A 15,457-nucleotide genomic window follows, 5' to 3' on the forward strand; every position below is an offset into this window, starting at 1 on the left:
GTCTAAAACTTAAATAAAGCTTAAAAATCAACAATAATTCAAAAGATGATTAATGAGGTGAAAGAAGTAAAAAATAGGCTTAAAATCCATTTATGAAGGTCGGTTTTAATTATATTCATCTATTAAAATTAAAATAACCATAGTTATATTAAATAATAATTAAAAACATTTATTTTTAAATTACCATACTTTAAATTGATTTAATAAAACGGTGATATTTACAAAATCACTTTTAATAAATTGAACATAAAATAATTTAAAAGAATGGAAACTCTATTTTAAGGTTATAAACAATTACATGTTAACAATCCTAAATACAAGGAAAATAGAGACTAAAATCAAAATAAACCCTCCTCTTTAACGATTTTTAAATAGAGGATTAACGAGGTGGAGAAAATGAAAAACAAGCTTAAAATTAATTTATGAAGGTCGTTTTTTATTTAAAAAATCTATAAATAAATTAATATTGATAGAATTTATATATAATAAAAAAAGCGCTTATAAAAAGCGCTTTTCAATAGATTATAATGATATTATTTTTTGACCATCTCGGCAAGAATTTCATTTTCTCGCTCTGAAGCATTTTTTGGTGGATTTGAATATAATTTTAAAACTTCATCTTCAAACTGTTTTCTTAAACTTAAATCTTCAATATCTCTTAAATTTAAAAGTGCTTTTGATCGAACATAAGTCGATTCACTTCTAAGAGACATTGTATATAATTTTTTAATATCTTCTTCTTCAAAATCTGACGAATTCAACTTAGAATATTTCAAAATAAACTGAGCAAATAACAATGATCCTTTATTATTGTTGATATTCTTTTTTAATGAATTTTGTAATAAAGAAAAACTTGAAACATTTTTGATGCTCTCCCCTATCGCACTTTCAATTGCAATACGTTCCGGTTTTGTTTCAACTTTAAAATATTTATTGATATCTTTTAAAGAATTATTGATACTGTTTTCTTCTTTTTTGCCTTTTTCTTCCCAGGCGTCTTTAAGTCCAACAGTTTTGTTAAATACTAATTTTGAAGTAGTTGAATCTTTATCAACAGTAAAATAACCCAAACGTTGAAACTGAAATTTATCTTCATTTTGAGCTGTTGATAAACTTGGCTCCACAAATCCTTTTATAATTTCAAGAGAATTTGGATTAACAAAATCTAAGAAATTTTTGTCTTTATAACTGTCCGGAGCTTCATCTGTAAACAAACGATCATACATACGAACTTCTGCTTCAACGGCATGCGAAATAGAAACCCAATGTAATGTTCCAGACACTTTTCTTTGGCTTGCTTCTGTCCCACTTCCACTCAAAGAATCTGTATCATAAGTTACGTGAATTTCAGTAATATTTCCTTCTGAATCTTTTATAACACTTTCTCCTTTAATGATATACGCATTTTTAAGACGTACTTCTTTTCCTAAAGTCAAACGGAAAAATTTAGCCGGAGCTTCTTCAAGAAAGTCTTCTCTTTCGATGTATAATTCACGAGAAAAAGGCACTTTTCTGAAACCGGCATTTTCATCTTCCTGATTATTTTCGGCTTCAAGCCACTCCTCTTTTCCTTCCGGATAGTTTGTAATTACCAATTTTACAGGATCTAAAACCGCCATTACACGAGGTGCAATTTTGTTTAAATCTTCACGAATACAAAACTCTAAAACCGATACATTTATTAAATTATCACGTTTTGCAATACCAATTGTATTGGCAAAATTACGCAACGAAGCAGCTGTATAACCACGTCTTCTTAAGCCTGAAATAGTCGACATTCTTGGATCATCCCAACCGTTAACATGCTTTTCCTTAACTAGTTGCTGTAATTTTCTTTTACTAACAACGGTATGTGATAAGTTACGTCTTGCAAATTCTCTTTGTTTTGGACGTATCTTATTTTCTTCTAAAATTTGATCTAAAAACCAATCGTATAATTCACGGTGTGGTAAAAATTCAAGCGTACAAAATGAGTGTGAAATTCCTTCCAGATAATCACTTTGCCCATGTGCCCAATCATACATTGGATAAATTTTCCAAGAGTCTCCAGTTCTATGATGTTCTTTATGTAAAATCCTGTACATGATAGGATCACGCATCAGCATATTGGTTGATTTCATGTCAATTTTAGCACGAAGAATATGAGTTCCTGCCTCAAATTCACCATTTTTCATTCTTTCGAATAAACCTAAATTTTCTTCAACAGAACGGTTTCTGTACGGACTATCCGTTCCAATTGTAGATGGAGTTCCTTTTTGAATTGCCATATCTTCAGAAGACTGACTATCAACATAGGCTTTATCTTTTTTAATTAATAAAACTGCCCAATCATACAATTGTTGAAAATAATCAGATGCATAACGTTCTTCTGACCAATTATATCCTAACCATTCGACATCTTGTTTAATGGCGTCAACAAATTCCTGTTCTTCTTTTTCAGGATTTGTATCATCAAAACGTAAATTCACAGGAGACTGATAATCAATTCCTAAACCAAAATTTAACGCAATAGAACTTGCATGTCCAATGTGTAAATAACCATTTGGTTCTGGTGGAAAACGAAAATGAAGTTTATTTTGTGACAGACCTGATTTAAGATCTTCTTCTATAATTTGTTCAATAAAATTGAGTGATTTTTCTTCTGAAGCCATTATTTTATAGTAATTTTAGCAAAGATAAAAAAGTTTACAGTTTTAGGTTTACAGATTACAGTTTTCTTTAGAAACTTCTTAGTAAACCTGAAACTTAATTTATTTGTACTTTTGCATAAATATTAAGCGTTATGAGACAATTAACTGTTACAATTCCAGACGATTTTTACGAAACTTTTGTTAGTTTTTTTAAACATGTTCCTGATGTTTCTATCAATGAAAACACAGAGAATGAAATTCCGCTATGGCAACAGGAAATGGTTTTAGAACGTATGAAAAATGCAAAACCAGAAGATTATATTAGCTGGGAAGAATCTAAAAAAAGGCTCAATGCTAAATGGAATAAATAAATGTTTGAAATAATTATTCTATTGCGCGCTGAATTAGAAGTAGATGAAATTGCAGAATATTATGAATCTTTATCTAACGGTTTGGGAACCAAATTCTTTAATGAATATCAGGATTATGTTGACACATTAATAAAATTTCCTTTTTTTGAGGAAAAATATAACACTGTTCGCACTTTACCTTTAAAGAAATTCCCCTACACTATCCATTTTACAGTTGATGAAATTACAAAAATAGTTTCTATACAAGCTGTTACATCAAATTATCAAGATCCAAACATTACAAGAATAAAATAATAAAAATGGGAGTTATAAAACTTAAAAACATCCGAACTTTTTCGTACCACGGATGTTTAATTGAAGAAGGAAAAATAGGATCTGACTATACTGTCGATCTAAAAATTAAAACTAATTTACAAAAATCAGCTGAAACAGATCACTTGTTAGATACTGTTGATTATGTTCATTTGAACAAAATTGTTACTGAAGAAATGGCAATTCGTTCGCATTTATTAGAGCATGTTGCTAAAAGAATCAATATTCGTGTACTTGCAGAGATTGAAACGATAGAAAAAACTACGGTTTGGGTTTCTAAAATAAATCCTCCTATTGGTGGTGATGTTGAATCAGTTACTATAAAAATGAAAGAAGTTAGAAAGTAATTCTTTCAAATAAAATATTTATTTTTTAAAATACTTCATTTTAAACTTTTGAAATTTAAAGATTTTAGTTACTTTTGCCATCCGTTCAACTACGGCGTCGTGGCCGAGCGGCTAGGCTGGGCTCTGCAAAAGCTCCTACTCCGGTTCGAATCCGGACGATGCCTCTAAAACCTTCAAGGAAACTTGGAGGTTTTTTTTGGTTAATTTTTCGCATTTTGTGTCATTTCGACGAAGGAGAAATCACATACAGAGAGCGACGTTATGTGTGGTTACGTTATGTGATTTCTCCTCCGTCGAAATGACAAACTTGAATATAGTAAAATTACTTCATTGCTCTCAACGACAAACTTTGAGTCATAAACACAAAAAAACCTCTGAAATTCAGAGGTTTAATTTTATATTTTGCAGTTATTAACAACTACTTTTTCTCAATCTTTTCAAAAGCGTTTTTAACCATTTCTTTTTCTTTTGGAAACCATCCCTGAGTTATTAACACAAGTCCAAAAACCATTAAAACAATACTGATTGCTCTTTTAATTTTTATAATGTTGGTTGGTGTCATTTTTGTTTTTAACTGTTTGGCTAATAATATCTTAATACAATCTACTACTAAATATGTAATAATAACTGCAGTAAAAAAAGTAAACATTCTAGAGTTTTGCATTTCTAATTTTGGTCCTACAGATATAATTACGGCTAACCAAAAACCTAATACTCCAATGTTAATAACGTTGAGTAAAAAGCCTTTTATAAACAAACTTCCGTAGTTTCTTTTTATAATATCGCGATCTATTGCTTCGTCATCAATCTCTACATTTTTTAATCTTACGAAAGAAATTAAACCATAAGCGAGCATAAGAATTCCGCCAAAAATAAAAAGAGCCGGTTTATCTTTTAAACTTTGAATTAGTCTATAACTTCCTAAATAGGCAATACCTATAAAAAAAATATCACCTAATACTACACCAAGATCAAAAACTATGGCAGCTCTGAATCCTTTTGTAATACTGGTTTCCAGTAGTATAAAAAATACCGGACCTACCATAAAACTTAAAAAAAGTCCCCATGGCAGTCCAGCTAAAATATCATTTATCATTCAAATACAATTTCTTATTTTACTTCTTCAATTTTACCTCCAAAAACCGTTTTCTGATTAATTTGTTTCGGTTTACCGTAAATGTAAATAGAGCCTCCTGCGCTTACTTTTGCATCTACAAGGGTTGATGCATTCACATCTGCTTTTCCTCCCGCAGAAACGCTTACTTTAGTCTGAGAGGTTGCTAATTTACTTCCCAGGAAATATCCACCTGCTCCTAAACTTGCATCAAGGTTTGCTGCTTTACCTGTTGTCGTAATTTCTCCTCCTGAAACTGAACTTACTTTAAGTTTATCAACATCCAGATCTACATTAATTTTAGCACCTTCTTGTGCACTTACTTTAAACGAAGTAGCTTTTATTGTTCCGTCACTTGTTACAGCTGCACCTTCATTAGCATCAATCAATTCTATATGTTTGTAATACAAAGTAACTTCAAGATCATTTCCTGATAAAAGTTTAGGAAAAGGCATTCTTATTTTTAAAATACCATTTTTATTAACAGCTTCTAACTCTGCTTCCCTTGCTCCTTTTATAACTACTTTATTTTCAGAGGACTGAACTAACTTAACACTTAATTTATCGTAAACTTTAACGGTGTCAAAATCACCTAATTCTTTGGTAACCTGACCAAAAGACATTTGAACAAATAAAATTGCAGCTCCTATAATTAACTTTTTCATACTTTTATTTTTAAATTAAACTTCTATTCTGCTCTTCGCAAAAAATGAAAATCCAGTTGTTTTTTAACTAAATCAGCATTTTTAACTTTTACATATATTTCATCTCCCAGTTGTAAAATACTGTTTGAAGTGGCTCCAACTAATGCATATTGTTTTTCATCAAAAGTATAATAATCATCTTTAATTTCTCTGATTCTTACCATTCCTTCACATTTATTAGAGACAATTTCAACATAAATTCCCCATTCTGTAACTCCTGAAATAACTCCCAAAAATTCTTCGTCCTGGTGATCCTGCATGTATTTAACCTGCATGTATTTAATACTATCACGTTCAGCATTAGTTGCTAAACTTTCCATATTAGAACAATGCAAGCATTTTGCTTCATATACTTCTTCATTTACAGATGCTCCGTTATCCAGATAATATTGCAGCAAACGATGTACCATTACGTCAGGATAACGACGAATTGGTGAAGTAAAATGGCTGTAATAATCAAAAGCTAATCCGTAATGGCCAATGTTTTCTGTCGAATATTTAGCTTTACTCATACTTCTAATCGCAAGAGTATCAATTAAATTTTGCTCTTTTTTACCATTTACTTCTTCCATCAAAGCGTTCAATGATTTCGAAATATCGCCTTTGTTACGGAAATCTATTTTATAACCAAATTTAGCAATTACGGTTTGCATCGCAATTAATTTGTCTTCGTTTGGTTCATCGTGAATCCTGTAAATAAATGTTTTCTTCTGTTTACCAATGTATTCAGCCACTTTTCTGTTGGCTAAAAGCATGAATTCCTCAATCAGATGATTCGCATCTTTTGATACTTTAAAGTACACTCCTTCAGGTTCACCTTGCTCATCTAAGTTGAATTTTACTTCGACTTTATCAAAAGAAATAGCACCATTTACCATTCTTTTCTTTCTTAAAATCTTCGCTAATTCATCCAGTTTTAAAGTTGCCTGAGTAATTTCATCAGAAACTACATAGGATTCTCCTGTTATCGAAATATCAACCGGAATTGTATTGTCTTTAGTTTCAATGATATATTGTGCTTCTTCATAAGCAAATCGCTGATCTGAATAAATTACCGTTCTTCCAAACCATTGATTGATAACTTGTGCGTTTTCTGAAAGTTCAAAAATGGCTGAGAATGTATATTTCTCTTCATTCGGACGAAGTGAACAAGCAAAATTAGATAAAACTTCCGGAAGCATTGGTACAACTCTATCGACCAAATAAACCGATGTAGCACGTTGATACGCTTCATCATCCAGGATTGTTCCTTCTTCAAGATAATATGAAACATCGGCAATATGAATACCAATTTCGTAATTTCCATTTTCTAACTTTTTGAAAGACAAGGCATCATCAAAATCTTTTGCATCTTTTGGATCTATCGTAAACGTAAGTGTATCACGCATATCACGACGTTTTGCAATCTCAGATTCCTGAATCGAAGTATCTATTTTTTGTGCAAATACTTCTACTTCTACCGGAAAATCTGATGGCAAACCATATTCAGCCAAAATAGCATGAATCTCAGTATTGTGCTCTCCTGGTTTTCCCAGAACTTTTATTACAGATCCAAATGGACTGTCAGCTCTCTTTGGCCAGTCTTCAATTGTAACCAAAACAACGTCACCGTTTTCTGCTTCTCCAATTTTATCCTTTGGAATAAAAATATCGGTATACATTTTAGGATTTGCAGTAGATACAAAAGCAAAATTTGCCTGAATATCTATGACTCCAACAAACTCTGTCTTATTTCTTTCTACAACTTCAATTACTTCACCTTCAGGTCTTTTTCCTTTTCTTCGGTTATAAACATAGACTTTTACTTTGTCTTTGTCCAGCGCACGATTCAAATTATTGGTGGGTATAAAAACATCTTCGGTAAAATCAGGACAAACAAAATATGCCGTTTTTCTACTCGTCATATCAATTGTTCCTTCGTAATAATCCTGACTTTCGGCTTTAACTAAATATTTTCCCGGTTCAGATTCTATAATTTTCTTTGAAGCAGCCAGAATTTTTAAATCTTTTATAATCTGATTTCTGCTTTTTGTATCATCAAGTTCAAGCTTTGCTGCTATCTGTTTGTAATTAAATGCTTTATTAGGACTTTGCGATAAAATTTTTATTATTTTACTGGAGAGATCTGTCTCCTTTTTTATCGGCTTTCTAATTTTCTTACTCATATATCTTTTCTTAAAAAGTTAAAATTACAAATAAGATCTCAGATTATAGATTTTAACAAATAAATTATTAAAAATATAACTTTCAAAAGGAGCGTTTTATTGATTTTAAATATCATTTAAATTACCTTATTTAAATTAGTATCAGGGACAAATTAAGTAATGCTCATTTCGTATCTTTATAAAAAGACACTTTTATGGAAAGCTTTAAAACTATCGCTATATTCAATTATCAGCACGAAACAGTTGTTCTAAAGCACTTATTAGAGCAAGAACACATTCCGTATTATTTTGAGAACGAAATGACGCTTTCTGTTGTTCCAATGTATACTTCGGCGCTGGGTGGAATCAAACTCCGAATTCATCCCAACGATTTCGAAAGAGTGCAGCAAATTCTTGACAATCTTAATAACCCGCTTAAAATTGTTTAAACTCCTCTATTTTTCAATTTCAAAAAATTAATTTTTCTTTTTAAACTTTCAAAGTTGTCAACATATATTAAATACAACAAAAAGAAAAATTTAAATTTAATTAATTTATGGTTGTTATTATAGCGTGTTAATATGTGCTATAAATTTATTTTTAAATGTATTGAAATCAAGTTTCTCTTAGTTATATAGAGTTATCAACATAGTTATATTGAGTTAAAGGATTAATTTCTAAGACTTTTTAGATTTTAGTTAACAATGGTTAACAACCAAAAATGAATTGATTTTGTAGATAACTTGATAACTCGATTTATGTTGAAAATAGCATTTTTAATATTGATAACTTTTCTAAAAATTCATCAAACTTTATTAGGTTATTTCATCTGGGTTTTGGATTAGGTTTTTTTTCGACACAACCAAAAAAAACTTCTAATTTTCTATCTCAACTTATCAACAAATAATGTTAACTTAAAGTTAACTGAATATCAACTAATTAGCTTTTGCTATTAACAATATAAAATTTTAACAAAATTTACATTTATTTCTAACTGATTTTCAGATAATTATGGAGATAGTAAAATTGTTGATAAGTGTTAACTTTTTGATATAATGATAGTTATAATTTAGCCTGATTTTACTGGAAAAGGGGTTATATATTACGCAAAGTTAATAAAGTTTAAATCTACATATTTGTATTAAGTGTTGCTAAAAAATTACACCAAATCAACATACATTATATAGGAACCGTTGAAAATTATGTTTTTAATGTGATTGAGTAAAAAATTAGCGATAATTAGTGAAATTCGTGGGGAACATTTATTTATTGAGTAAATTTGTACCACACAACTTAATAGTATTATAATGAAAATTTCGATAGGAAATGACCACGCAGGTCCAGATTACAAAAAAGCAATCGTTGAGATGCTTAAAGCAAAAGGATACGAAGTAACCAATTACGGAACAGATTCTGAGGATTCTGTTGATTATCCTGATTTTGGTCATCCGGTTGCAAATGATGTATCTGAAGGAAAAGCTGATTTTGGAATCGTTATCTGCGGAAGCGGAAACGGAATTGCAATGACAGTGAACAAACATCCAAAAGTGAGAGCCGGTTTATGCTGGACTAAAGAAATTGCTTATTTAACACGTTTACATAACGATGCAAATATTGTAAGTATTCCGGCACGTTTTACTTCGATCCCACAAGCGGTAGAAATTGTTGAAACATTCTTAACAACTGCTTTTGAAGGTGGAAGACACCAAAACAGAGTGAATAAAATTGCTTGTCAGTAAAAAGTCAAAAAAAAATCGCGGTGCTTCGCACCAAAATAAATAAACACACCGGGCGGATTTTTTAATTCATCCGGTTTTTTTTGTTTAAACATATTAAAAGTTTAGTATTTAAGTATTTGATAAATAGATTTTTGTGGAGTTATTAACAATGTAAATGTTTATATTTTACCTGTTAATTTTAGATAAACTAATACGATCTGAAGCAAAAGAATTATTCCAAATTTTATAATAAAAGAAGTTTTACTCGTTTTATGCCTGAATAATAACATGGCTAATAATAATCCGATTGAACCGCCAAAAAAAGCGATTGTAAATAACGTATTTTCTGGAATTCGGCGTTTATGTTTGACAGCCAAATATTTATCGTATCCGGCTAAAATAAATTCAATACTATTTATAACAAAAAGCGATACTAATAAAACTTCCATTGGCTAATAATTAAAAACAAAGATATTATTTTAGCTGTATCAAAATTTAAGTGAAGGTTATAATAATTTAAATCATAATCGATGAGTCCAGTACAATTATTTGAGCAAAAAAAGGTAAGAAGTCATTATGATGGTGAAAGGGAGATTTGGTATTTCTCAGTAATTGATGTGATTGAGATTTTAACAGGAACAGATAGACCGAGAAAATATTGGGGAGATTTAAAAAGTAAACTTTTAAAAGAAGGAAGTGAACTGTCCGATAAAATCGGACAGTTGAAAATGGAAGCGACAGACGGTAAACAAAGAGTTACAGATGTTGCCGATACTGAACAACTTTTACGTTTAATCCAATCTATCCCATCTCCAAAAGCAGAACCTTTTAAGCAATGGCTGGCTAAAGTAGGATATGAAAGAATACAAGAATTGGCAGATCCAGCTCAAAGTTTAGATCGCGCTCGTGAAAATTGGCAAAATTTGGGAAGGAGCGAAAAATGGATTCAGCAAAGAATGACAGGACAGGAAACTCGTAATAAATTAACTGATTACTGGAAAGAATCAGGTGTAGAAAAAAAGGATGAATTTGCAATGCTGACCAATATTATTCATCAGGAATGGACGGGATTATCTGTGAAGAAGCATAAAGAAGTAAAAGGATTAAAATCTCAAAATCTGAGAGATCATATGTCTGAAGCAGAATTGATTTTTACTGCTTTGGCAGAACTGTCGACAAGGCAAATTGCCGAAAGCGACGAAGCAAAAGGACTTTTAGAAAATGCAAATGCCAGTAAAAAAGGAGGAGCGATTGCAAAAAATGCCAGATTAGCTTTAGAAGACAAAACGGGTAAAAGTGTAGTAACGGGAGAAAATTTCTTGCCTCCAGGTAAAAAAAAGCTGGAGTAAATTGGATTAAAATAGTATAAAGCTTTATTTTAATTTTAATCCGCCTTAAACAAAAATATAAATAAAAAACATTACAAAAATTGTAAAACACTTTGCATATTTGTAGTTCAAATAAAATAAGAATGACTAATATTCAATTCATTGCCAAGATTGTTCAAACAGCAGCAATCAACATTCAGAACACTGTAAAATTATTAGAGGAAGATTGTACGATTCCGTTCATTTCCCGTTACCGAAAAGATACAACCGGCAATCTTGATGAAGTTCAGATAGAGAATATTGCAAAACTCCAAAAAGAATATGAAACGATTGTAAAACGTAAAGAAGCGGTTCTAAAATCTATCGAAGAACAAAAATCGCTTACACCGGAATTGAAACAGAAAATTGAGCAAAGTTTCGATTTACAAGAAATTGAAGATTTTTACCTTCCGTATAAAAAGAAGAAAAAAACAAAAGCAGATGTTGCACGTGAATTTGGATTAGAGCCTTTGGCAAAAATTATCATGTCGCAAAATGATGTTGACGTTGATTTTATTTCGACGCAATATTTAAATGATAATGTTATTAATGAAGAAGCTGCTATACAGGGTGCAAGAGATATTATTGCCGAATGGATCAATGAAAATATTTATGTTCGTAAACAATTACGACGATTATATCAACGAAAAGCAACGATAGGAACTAAAGTCGTAAAAAAGAAAAGTGAAGAAGAAGGAGCGCAAAAATTCAGTCAGTATTTTGATTGGGAAGAACCATTGACAAAAGCACCTTCACATAGATTATTAGCTATGCTTCGTGCCGAGAACGAAGGTTTTGTGAAGATGAAAGTTGATGTTGATATTGATGAAGCGTATGATATTATTGATGAATTAATCATTAAAAAGCAAAATAGCACAACAGCACATTTGCAATTAGCAATTGAAGACAGTTATAAACGATTGTTGAATCCGGCGATTGGAAATGAAAGTTTGCAGGAAGCAAAAGCAAAAGCCGATGCCAATTCTATTCAGGTTTTTGCGAACAATTTAGGTCAGTTATTATTAGCGCCACCTTTAGGCGAAAAACGTATTCTGGCAATCGATCCGGGATTTAGAAGTGGTTGTAAAGTAGTTTGTCTGGACGAAAAAGGCGATTTATTATACAACGAAACCATTTATCCGCATGCGCCACAAAATGAGGAAGCCATGGCGATCAAAAAAATCCGTTCGATGGTAAACGCATATCAAATTGATGCGATTTCTATAGGAAACGGAACGGCTTCAAGAGAAACAGAATTTTTCATAAAAAAAATTGCCTTTGATAAACCATTACAAGTTTTTATAGTTTCTGAGGCCGGAGCTTCGGTTTATTCAGCATCAAAAATTGCCAGAGAAGAATTTCCTAATTATGATGTTACCGTTCGTGGCTCAGTTTCTATCGGGAGAAGACTTTCAGATCCTTTGGCAGAATTGGTAAAGATTGATCCAAAAGCCATTGGCGTAGGACAATACCAGCACGATGTTGATCAAACCAAACTTAAAGAAGAACTTGATGCGACGGTAATTCGTTGTGTGAACTCAGTTGGAATCAATATCAACACGGCGAGTAAACATTTACTAAGTTATGTGAGTGGAATAGGAGAGAAACTGGCAGAAAACATCGTTCAATATCGCTCAGAAAATGGTCCGTTTGAAGATAGAAAACAGCTAAAAAAAGTGCCTCGCTTAGGCGAGAAAGCGTATCAGCAAGGCGCGGCTTTTATTAGAATTTCGAATGCTAAAAATCCGCTGGATAATTCGGCAGTACATCCGGAAGCTTATCCGGTTGTAGAGAAAATGGCAAAGGATTTAAAACTTTCGGTCAACGATTTAATTGCGAATAAAGAGAAAACAGCTTTAATTAAGGCCGAAAACTATATTACACCACAAATTGGATTACTAACTTTAAAAGACATCATAAAAGAGCTTGAAAAGCCAGGATTAGATCCAAGAAAGTCAGCCAAGGTTTTTGAATTTGATGCCAATGTAAAATCAATTAAAGATTTGAAAACCGGAATGATCTTACCTGGAATTGTGAATAACATTACCAATTTTGGCTGTTTTGTTGATATCGGAATCAAAGAAAGCGGATTGGTTCACATTTCGCAATTGAAAGCCGGTTTTGTGAGTGACGTAAACGAAGTGGTAAAATTACACCAACATGTTGATGTCAAAGTTACTGAGGTTGATGAAGACAGAAAGAGGATTCAGTTGACGATGGTACTTTAGAATTAAATTTCAAGAAAGAAAATCCAAATTCTAATTTGGAAAATTGATAAAAAAAATCCCAAACTACAATTGTAATTTGGGATTTTCAATTTTTATGAATTACTTTAAAATAACTTTTTTCGTAACACTTTTATTTTCGTTTGTAATTTTTATCAAATACAAACCAGCGGAATAATTCGCTAAATTTATCTCTGTATTTTCAGCAGTTGTTTTTTGTTCTGAAATAACTTTTCCTTGAGGAGAAATTACAGAAATCACAGATTTTTCCGGAGCAAAAATGGTAAATCGATCACTGCTTGGGTTCGGATATAAAGTAACTGTTGATTTTTCGATATCAAAATCTTCATTGGCTAAAGTAGCAATTTGCGGCAGATAAAAATTTCCTGTCAATAAAAACGAATACAAGGTTTTCAGTGTATGATTGAAATAACTATTTGGTTCGTTTAAATTTTTTAAATCTGTATATGAGGCATCTAAATGTGCTTGATTTTCACCGCCCATCGCCGCACAGGCAAAAGCACCAACAAAAGTTGCATTGTGCCATTGTCCGTTTAAAGATCCGTTTTGGTTATAACCATCTTTTATATTAGCAGTTCCGCCAAGATTTACACGAACAAAATCAGATGATTTTTTTGAATATGCTTTCGCATCTGCAGTTCCAAACCAAACATAGTCAACAGCTATTCTCCATGGCGTTCTTGCAGCATCATAAGTATACGTTTTTCCTTCTCTGTTATAACCGCTAGCCTGCGGAGAATAAGCTCCGGTTCCTGTGCACCAGTCGGAAACTAAACCTCCAACAGCATTATTTACAGTTAAATTACTGTTGATAATTGTGTATGATTTTGCAGCAACAGAATTCCAGAAAGAAGTATCATTAGTAAAAGTTCCAAAAACTCTGTAATAACCAGGTGAAAAATAAGAAGGATTTGTAATCTGGCTTCCGCCGAATTGATCTCCGGGTTTCAGGACAAAAGTACTGGCTTCAACTTCATGAGCCTTAATAGCGGCTATTAAAGTTTTGGCGTCATTTTTATAATTAATTGTTCCTGCACTTGCCCATTGATAATCGGCCATTATTAGAGCAAAAGCAACATCTAATTCTGCATCAGTCGCTCCGTTTGCACCATTAATTCCGGAACAGCCATTGATTTTCCAATTCATAACACCATTAGAATTCACATTGTCTTTGTAGTATAACCAAAGACCGTCAAATAGCGTTTTATCGGTTGCATACACGGCAAGGAGCATTCCGTACCCAATTCCTTCAGAAACAGTTTCAGACGGATTGTCAAATTTTATTCGATATCTGCCATTAGAACAGGCTTCAACAAAATTGGTTTTCCAGGTATTATAATTGTTTTGGGCATCCTGGCCATTTTTACCAGAAGCCATTAAACCATTTGCAAATACAACATTTGCCGGAAAGGGTTGCTTTTGTGCATTACTTTTAAGGCACAAAAAAGCAACAGTAATCAGAAGTAGGTTTTTCATAATTATTGTTATTTAATTTAGGGATCGTAAAAGTAAGATTTTTTAGATTAAATAAAAAGCCCCAAACTACATTTGTAATTTGGGGCTTGTAATAAGGTTTTAAATTCTTATCTAATTTCTTCCTCTTCTTTTTTAACAGAAGGTGCAGGAGGTGGAGTCGGAGCAGTATGATCGTCTTTAGCAGCGTTTTTAAATTCCTTTATTCCGCTTCCTAAACCTTTCATTAATTCCGGAATTTTTTTACCTCCAAAAAGTAATAACACGATACCTACTATTACGAGGATTTCTGTAAGACCTAATCTTCCCATGGTTTATATATTTAGTGCCGAAGCAATTGTTTTTCTAATTGAACCGCAAATGTATATAGAATATACGAAGAACGAGAGGATTTGGATTAAAATATTCATATCTTATAGCGTTAAATATTTTATAAAATGATGAAATAACTATATTCCTTTATTGTTATCAGGCGTTAACAAGATGATTAATTATTATATTTGCTCGTATTAAACAACCATAATGGCTAAGAAAAAATTCAATTTCAGAAAAAATTTATTTATCAAAAACCGATTGGTAATTTTGAATGAAAACACTTTTGAAGAAATTTTTTCTTTCAAACTTACCCTGATGAATGTGTTTGTAACATTTACGTTAGGCGGAATATTTTTGATTTTAATTACTACTTTCATTATTGCTTTTACACCTTTGCGGGAATTTATTCCGGGATATTCTTCTTCTGAATTAAAAAAGAATGCTACCGAATTAGCCATTAAATCGGATTCATTAGAAACTGCTTTAAAGAAAAATGAAGCTTATATACACGGAATTCAAAAAGTATTAAGAGGGGAGTTAGATTATGCAAAATTCAATAAAGATTCTATTTTAGCAGAAACTGATGAACATTCTGATGTTAATATGACAGCCTCTGAAGTAGAACTTAAATTAAGAGAAGAAGTAGCTAAGGCAGAGAAGGATTCAGGCGAAAAAACGCGAAGTAAAAACAAAAGTGACAAAAAATAATACTATAG

At 31.7% G+C, this 15,457-nt stretch carries 15 protein-coding genes and 1 tRNA gene; 9 read left to right on the forward strand and 7 right to left on the reverse strand.

The genetic code is table 11. The features are described 5' to 3' along the window. Positions 1–533: 533 nt before the first annotated feature. Positions 534–2,651 (reverse strand): glutamine--tRNA ligase/YqeY domain fusion protein, encoded by a 2,118-nt coding sequence (locus ACHRVX_RS07835; protein ID WP_395330960.1) that lies wholly within the window; start codon positions 2,649–2,651, stop codon positions 534–536. A gap of 131 nt (positions 2,652–2,782) precedes the next feature. On the opposite strand from ACHRVX_RS07835, the gene ACHRVX_RS07840 reads away from it, so the two are divergent. From ACHRVX_RS07840 to ACHRVX_RS07855, 4 genes are all read left to right on the forward strand, one after another. Next, on the forward strand, positions 2,783–3,001 hold the full coding sequence (locus ACHRVX_RS07840; RefSeq protein WP_395330962.1) for a hypothetical protein: 219 nt from the start codon (positions 2,783–2,785) through the stop codon (positions 2,999–3,001). Continuing rightward, positions 3,002–3,295, forward strand: a complete 294-nt coding sequence (locus ACHRVX_RS07845) for a hypothetical protein (RefSeq protein WP_395330964.1) — start codon at positions 3,002–3,004, stop codon at positions 3,293–3,295. It abuts the gene before it with no gap. A gap of 5 nt (positions 3,296–3,300) precedes the next feature. Beyond that, the gene (folB, locus tag ACHRVX_RS07850) at positions 3,301–3,660 is read left to right on the forward strand and encodes a dihydroneopterin aldolase (protein WP_395330966.1); all 360 of its coding nucleotides are present in this window, start codon (positions 3,301–3,303) and stop codon (positions 3,658–3,660) included. Positions 3,661–3,753: 93 nt separating this feature from the next. Then, positions 3,754–3,824: transfer RNA gene (locus ACHRVX_RS07855), tRNA-Cys, on the forward strand. Positions 3,825–4,078: 254 nt separating this feature from the next. On the opposite strand, the gene ACHRVX_RS07860 is transcribed toward ACHRVX_RS07855, so the two are convergent. The 3 genes from ACHRVX_RS07860 to rnr are packed head-to-tail and all read right to left on the reverse strand — an operon-like array spanning position 4,079 to position 7,643. Then, complete coding sequence (locus tag ACHRVX_RS07860; RefSeq protein WP_395330968.1) at positions 4,079–4,756, reverse strand: LysE family translocator; 678 nt, start codon at positions 4,754–4,756, stop codon at positions 4,079–4,081. Positions 4,757–4,770: 14 nt separating this feature from the next. Continuing rightward, complete coding sequence (locus tag ACHRVX_RS07865; protein WP_395330970.1) at positions 4,771–5,439, reverse strand: head GIN domain-containing protein; 669 nt, start codon at positions 5,437–5,439, stop codon at positions 4,771–4,773. Between the two features lie 23 nt (positions 5,440–5,462). Next, positions 5,463–7,643 (reverse strand): ribonuclease R, encoded by a 2,181-nt coding sequence (rnr, locus tag ACHRVX_RS07870; protein WP_395330971.1) that lies wholly within the window; start codon positions 7,641–7,643, stop codon positions 5,463–5,465. Positions 7,644–7,837: 194 nt separating this feature from the next. Between rnr and ACHRVX_RS07875 the strand changes: the two genes are divergently transcribed. Next, positions 7,838–8,071, forward strand: a complete 234-nt coding sequence (locus ACHRVX_RS07875; RefSeq protein ID WP_395330973.1) for a DUF2007 domain-containing protein — start codon at positions 7,838–7,840, stop codon at positions 8,069–8,071. Positions 8,072–8,929: 858 nt separating this feature from the next. Beyond that, positions 8,930–9,361 carry a ribose 5-phosphate isomerase B gene (gene rpiB / locus ACHRVX_RS07880; RefSeq protein ID WP_055096766.1) on the forward strand — a complete coding sequence of 144 codons (432 nt, stop codon included), beginning with the start codon at positions 8,930–8,932 and terminating at the stop codon, positions 9,359–9,361. Between the two features lie 158 nt (positions 9,362–9,519). Here the strand turns inward: rpiB and ACHRVX_RS07885 are convergent, their stop codons facing one another. After that, positions 9,520–9,789 carry a DUF1294 domain-containing protein gene (locus tag ACHRVX_RS07885; RefSeq protein WP_395330975.1) on the reverse strand — a complete coding sequence of 90 codons (270 nt, stop codon included), beginning with the start codon at positions 9,787–9,789 and terminating at the stop codon, positions 9,520–9,522. An 81-nt stretch (positions 9,790–9,870) separates the two neighbouring features. Between ACHRVX_RS07885 and ACHRVX_RS07890 the strand changes: the two genes are divergently transcribed. Together ACHRVX_RS07890 and ACHRVX_RS07895 are read left to right on the forward strand one after the other, a co-directional pair. Continuing rightward, the gene (locus tag ACHRVX_RS07890; protein WP_395330977.1) at positions 9,871–10,689 is read left to right on the forward strand and encodes a BRO family protein; all 819 of its coding nucleotides are present in this window, start codon (positions 9,871–9,873) and stop codon (positions 10,687–10,689) included. Positions 10,690–10,811: 122 nt separating this feature from the next. Further along, positions 10,812–12,935 (forward strand): Tex family protein, encoded by a 2,124-nt coding sequence (locus ACHRVX_RS07895; protein ID WP_395330979.1) that lies wholly within the window; start codon positions 10,812–10,814, stop codon positions 12,933–12,935. A gap of 99 nt (positions 12,936–13,034) precedes the next feature. Here ACHRVX_RS07895 and ACHRVX_RS07900 read toward each other — a convergent pair whose 3' ends face one another. Together ACHRVX_RS07900 and ACHRVX_RS07905 are read right to left on the reverse strand one after the other, a co-directional pair. Next, positions 13,035–14,429: a glycosyl hydrolase family 8 gene (locus ACHRVX_RS07900; protein ID WP_395330981.1), complete on the reverse strand. Its 1,395-nt coding sequence runs from the start codon at positions 14,427–14,429 to the stop codon at positions 13,035–13,037. Between the two features lie 107 nt (positions 14,430–14,536). Continuing rightward, entirely contained in the window at positions 14,537–14,737 is a 201-nt protein-coding gene (locus tag ACHRVX_RS07905) for a twin-arginine translocase TatA/TatE family subunit (protein WP_395330983.1), read from the reverse strand. 211 nt (positions 14,738–14,948) lie between these two features. Between ACHRVX_RS07905 and ACHRVX_RS07910 the strand changes: the two genes are divergently transcribed. Next, positions 14,949–15,449 (forward strand): peptidase, encoded by a 501-nt coding sequence (locus ACHRVX_RS07910; protein ID WP_395330985.1) that lies wholly within the window; start codon positions 14,949–14,951, stop codon positions 15,447–15,449. Positions 15,450–15,457: the final 8 nt, after the last annotated feature.

The sequence above is a fragment of the Flavobacterium sp. FlaQc-47 genome (genome assembly GCF_044006475.1).
In the GTDB taxonomy this organism is placed as follows: Bacteria; Bacteroidota; Bacteroidia; order Flavobacteriales; family Flavobacteriaceae; genus Flavobacterium.

What these genes read in the sequence shown, in the direction of transcription:
- ACHRVX_RS07910 (WP_395330985.1), top strand. Translation starts at nt 14,949, where the DNA reads ATGGCTAAGAAAAAATTCAATTTCAGAAAAAATTTATTTATCAAAAAC.
- ACHRVX_RS07840 (WP_395330962.1), top strand. Translation starts at nt 2,783, where the DNA reads ATGAGACAATTAACTGTTACAATTCCAGACGATTTTTACGAAACTTTT.
- ACHRVX_RS07905 (WP_395330983.1), bottom strand. Translation starts at nt 14,737, where the DNA reads ATGGGAAGATTAGGTCTTACAGAAATCCTCGTAATAGTAGGTATCGTG.
- rpiB (WP_055096766.1), top strand. Translation starts at nt 8,930, where the DNA reads ATGAAAATTTCGATAGGAAATGACCACGCAGGTCCAGATTACAAAAAA.
- ACHRVX_RS07865 (WP_395330970.1), bottom strand. Translation starts at nt 5,439, where the DNA reads ATGAAAAAGTTAATTATAGGAGCTGCAATTTTATTTGTTCAAATGTCT.
- ACHRVX_RS07875 (WP_395330973.1), top strand. Translation starts at nt 7,838, where the DNA reads ATGGAAAGCTTTAAAACTATCGCTATATTCAATTATCAGCACGAAACA.
- ACHRVX_RS07890 (WP_395330977.1), top strand. Translation starts at nt 9,871, where the DNA reads ATGAGTCCAGTACAATTATTTGAGCAAAAAAAGGTAAGAAGTCATTAT.
- ACHRVX_RS07900 (WP_395330981.1), bottom strand. Translation starts at nt 14,429, where the DNA reads ATGAAAAACCTACTTCTGATTACTGTTGCTTTTTTGTGCCTTAAAAGT.
- ACHRVX_RS07885 (WP_395330975.1), bottom strand. Translation starts at nt 9,789, where the DNA reads ATGGAAGTTTTATTAGTATCGCTTTTTGTTATAAATAGTATTGAATTT.
- rnr (WP_395330971.1), bottom strand. Translation starts at nt 7,643, where the DNA reads ATGAGTAAGAAAATTAGAAAGCCGATAAAAAAGGAGACAGATCTCTCC.
- ACHRVX_RS07895 (WP_395330979.1), top strand. Translation starts at nt 10,812, where the DNA reads ATGACTAATATTCAATTCATTGCCAAGATTGTTCAAACAGCAGCAATC.
- folB (WP_395330966.1), top strand. Translation starts at nt 3,301, where the DNA reads ATGGGAGTTATAAAACTTAAAAACATCCGAACTTTTTCGTACCACGGA.
- ACHRVX_RS07835 (WP_395330960.1), bottom strand. Translation starts at nt 2,651, where the DNA reads ATGGCTTCAGAAGAAAAATCACTCAATTTTATTGAACAAATTATAGAA.
- ACHRVX_RS07860 (WP_395330968.1), bottom strand. Translation starts at nt 4,756, where the DNA reads ATGATAAATGATATTTTAGCTGGACTGCCATGGGGACTTTTTTTAAGT.
- ACHRVX_RS07845 (WP_395330964.1), top strand. Translation starts at nt 3,002, where the DNA reads ATGTTTGAAATAATTATTCTATTGCGCGCTGAATTAGAAGTAGATGAA.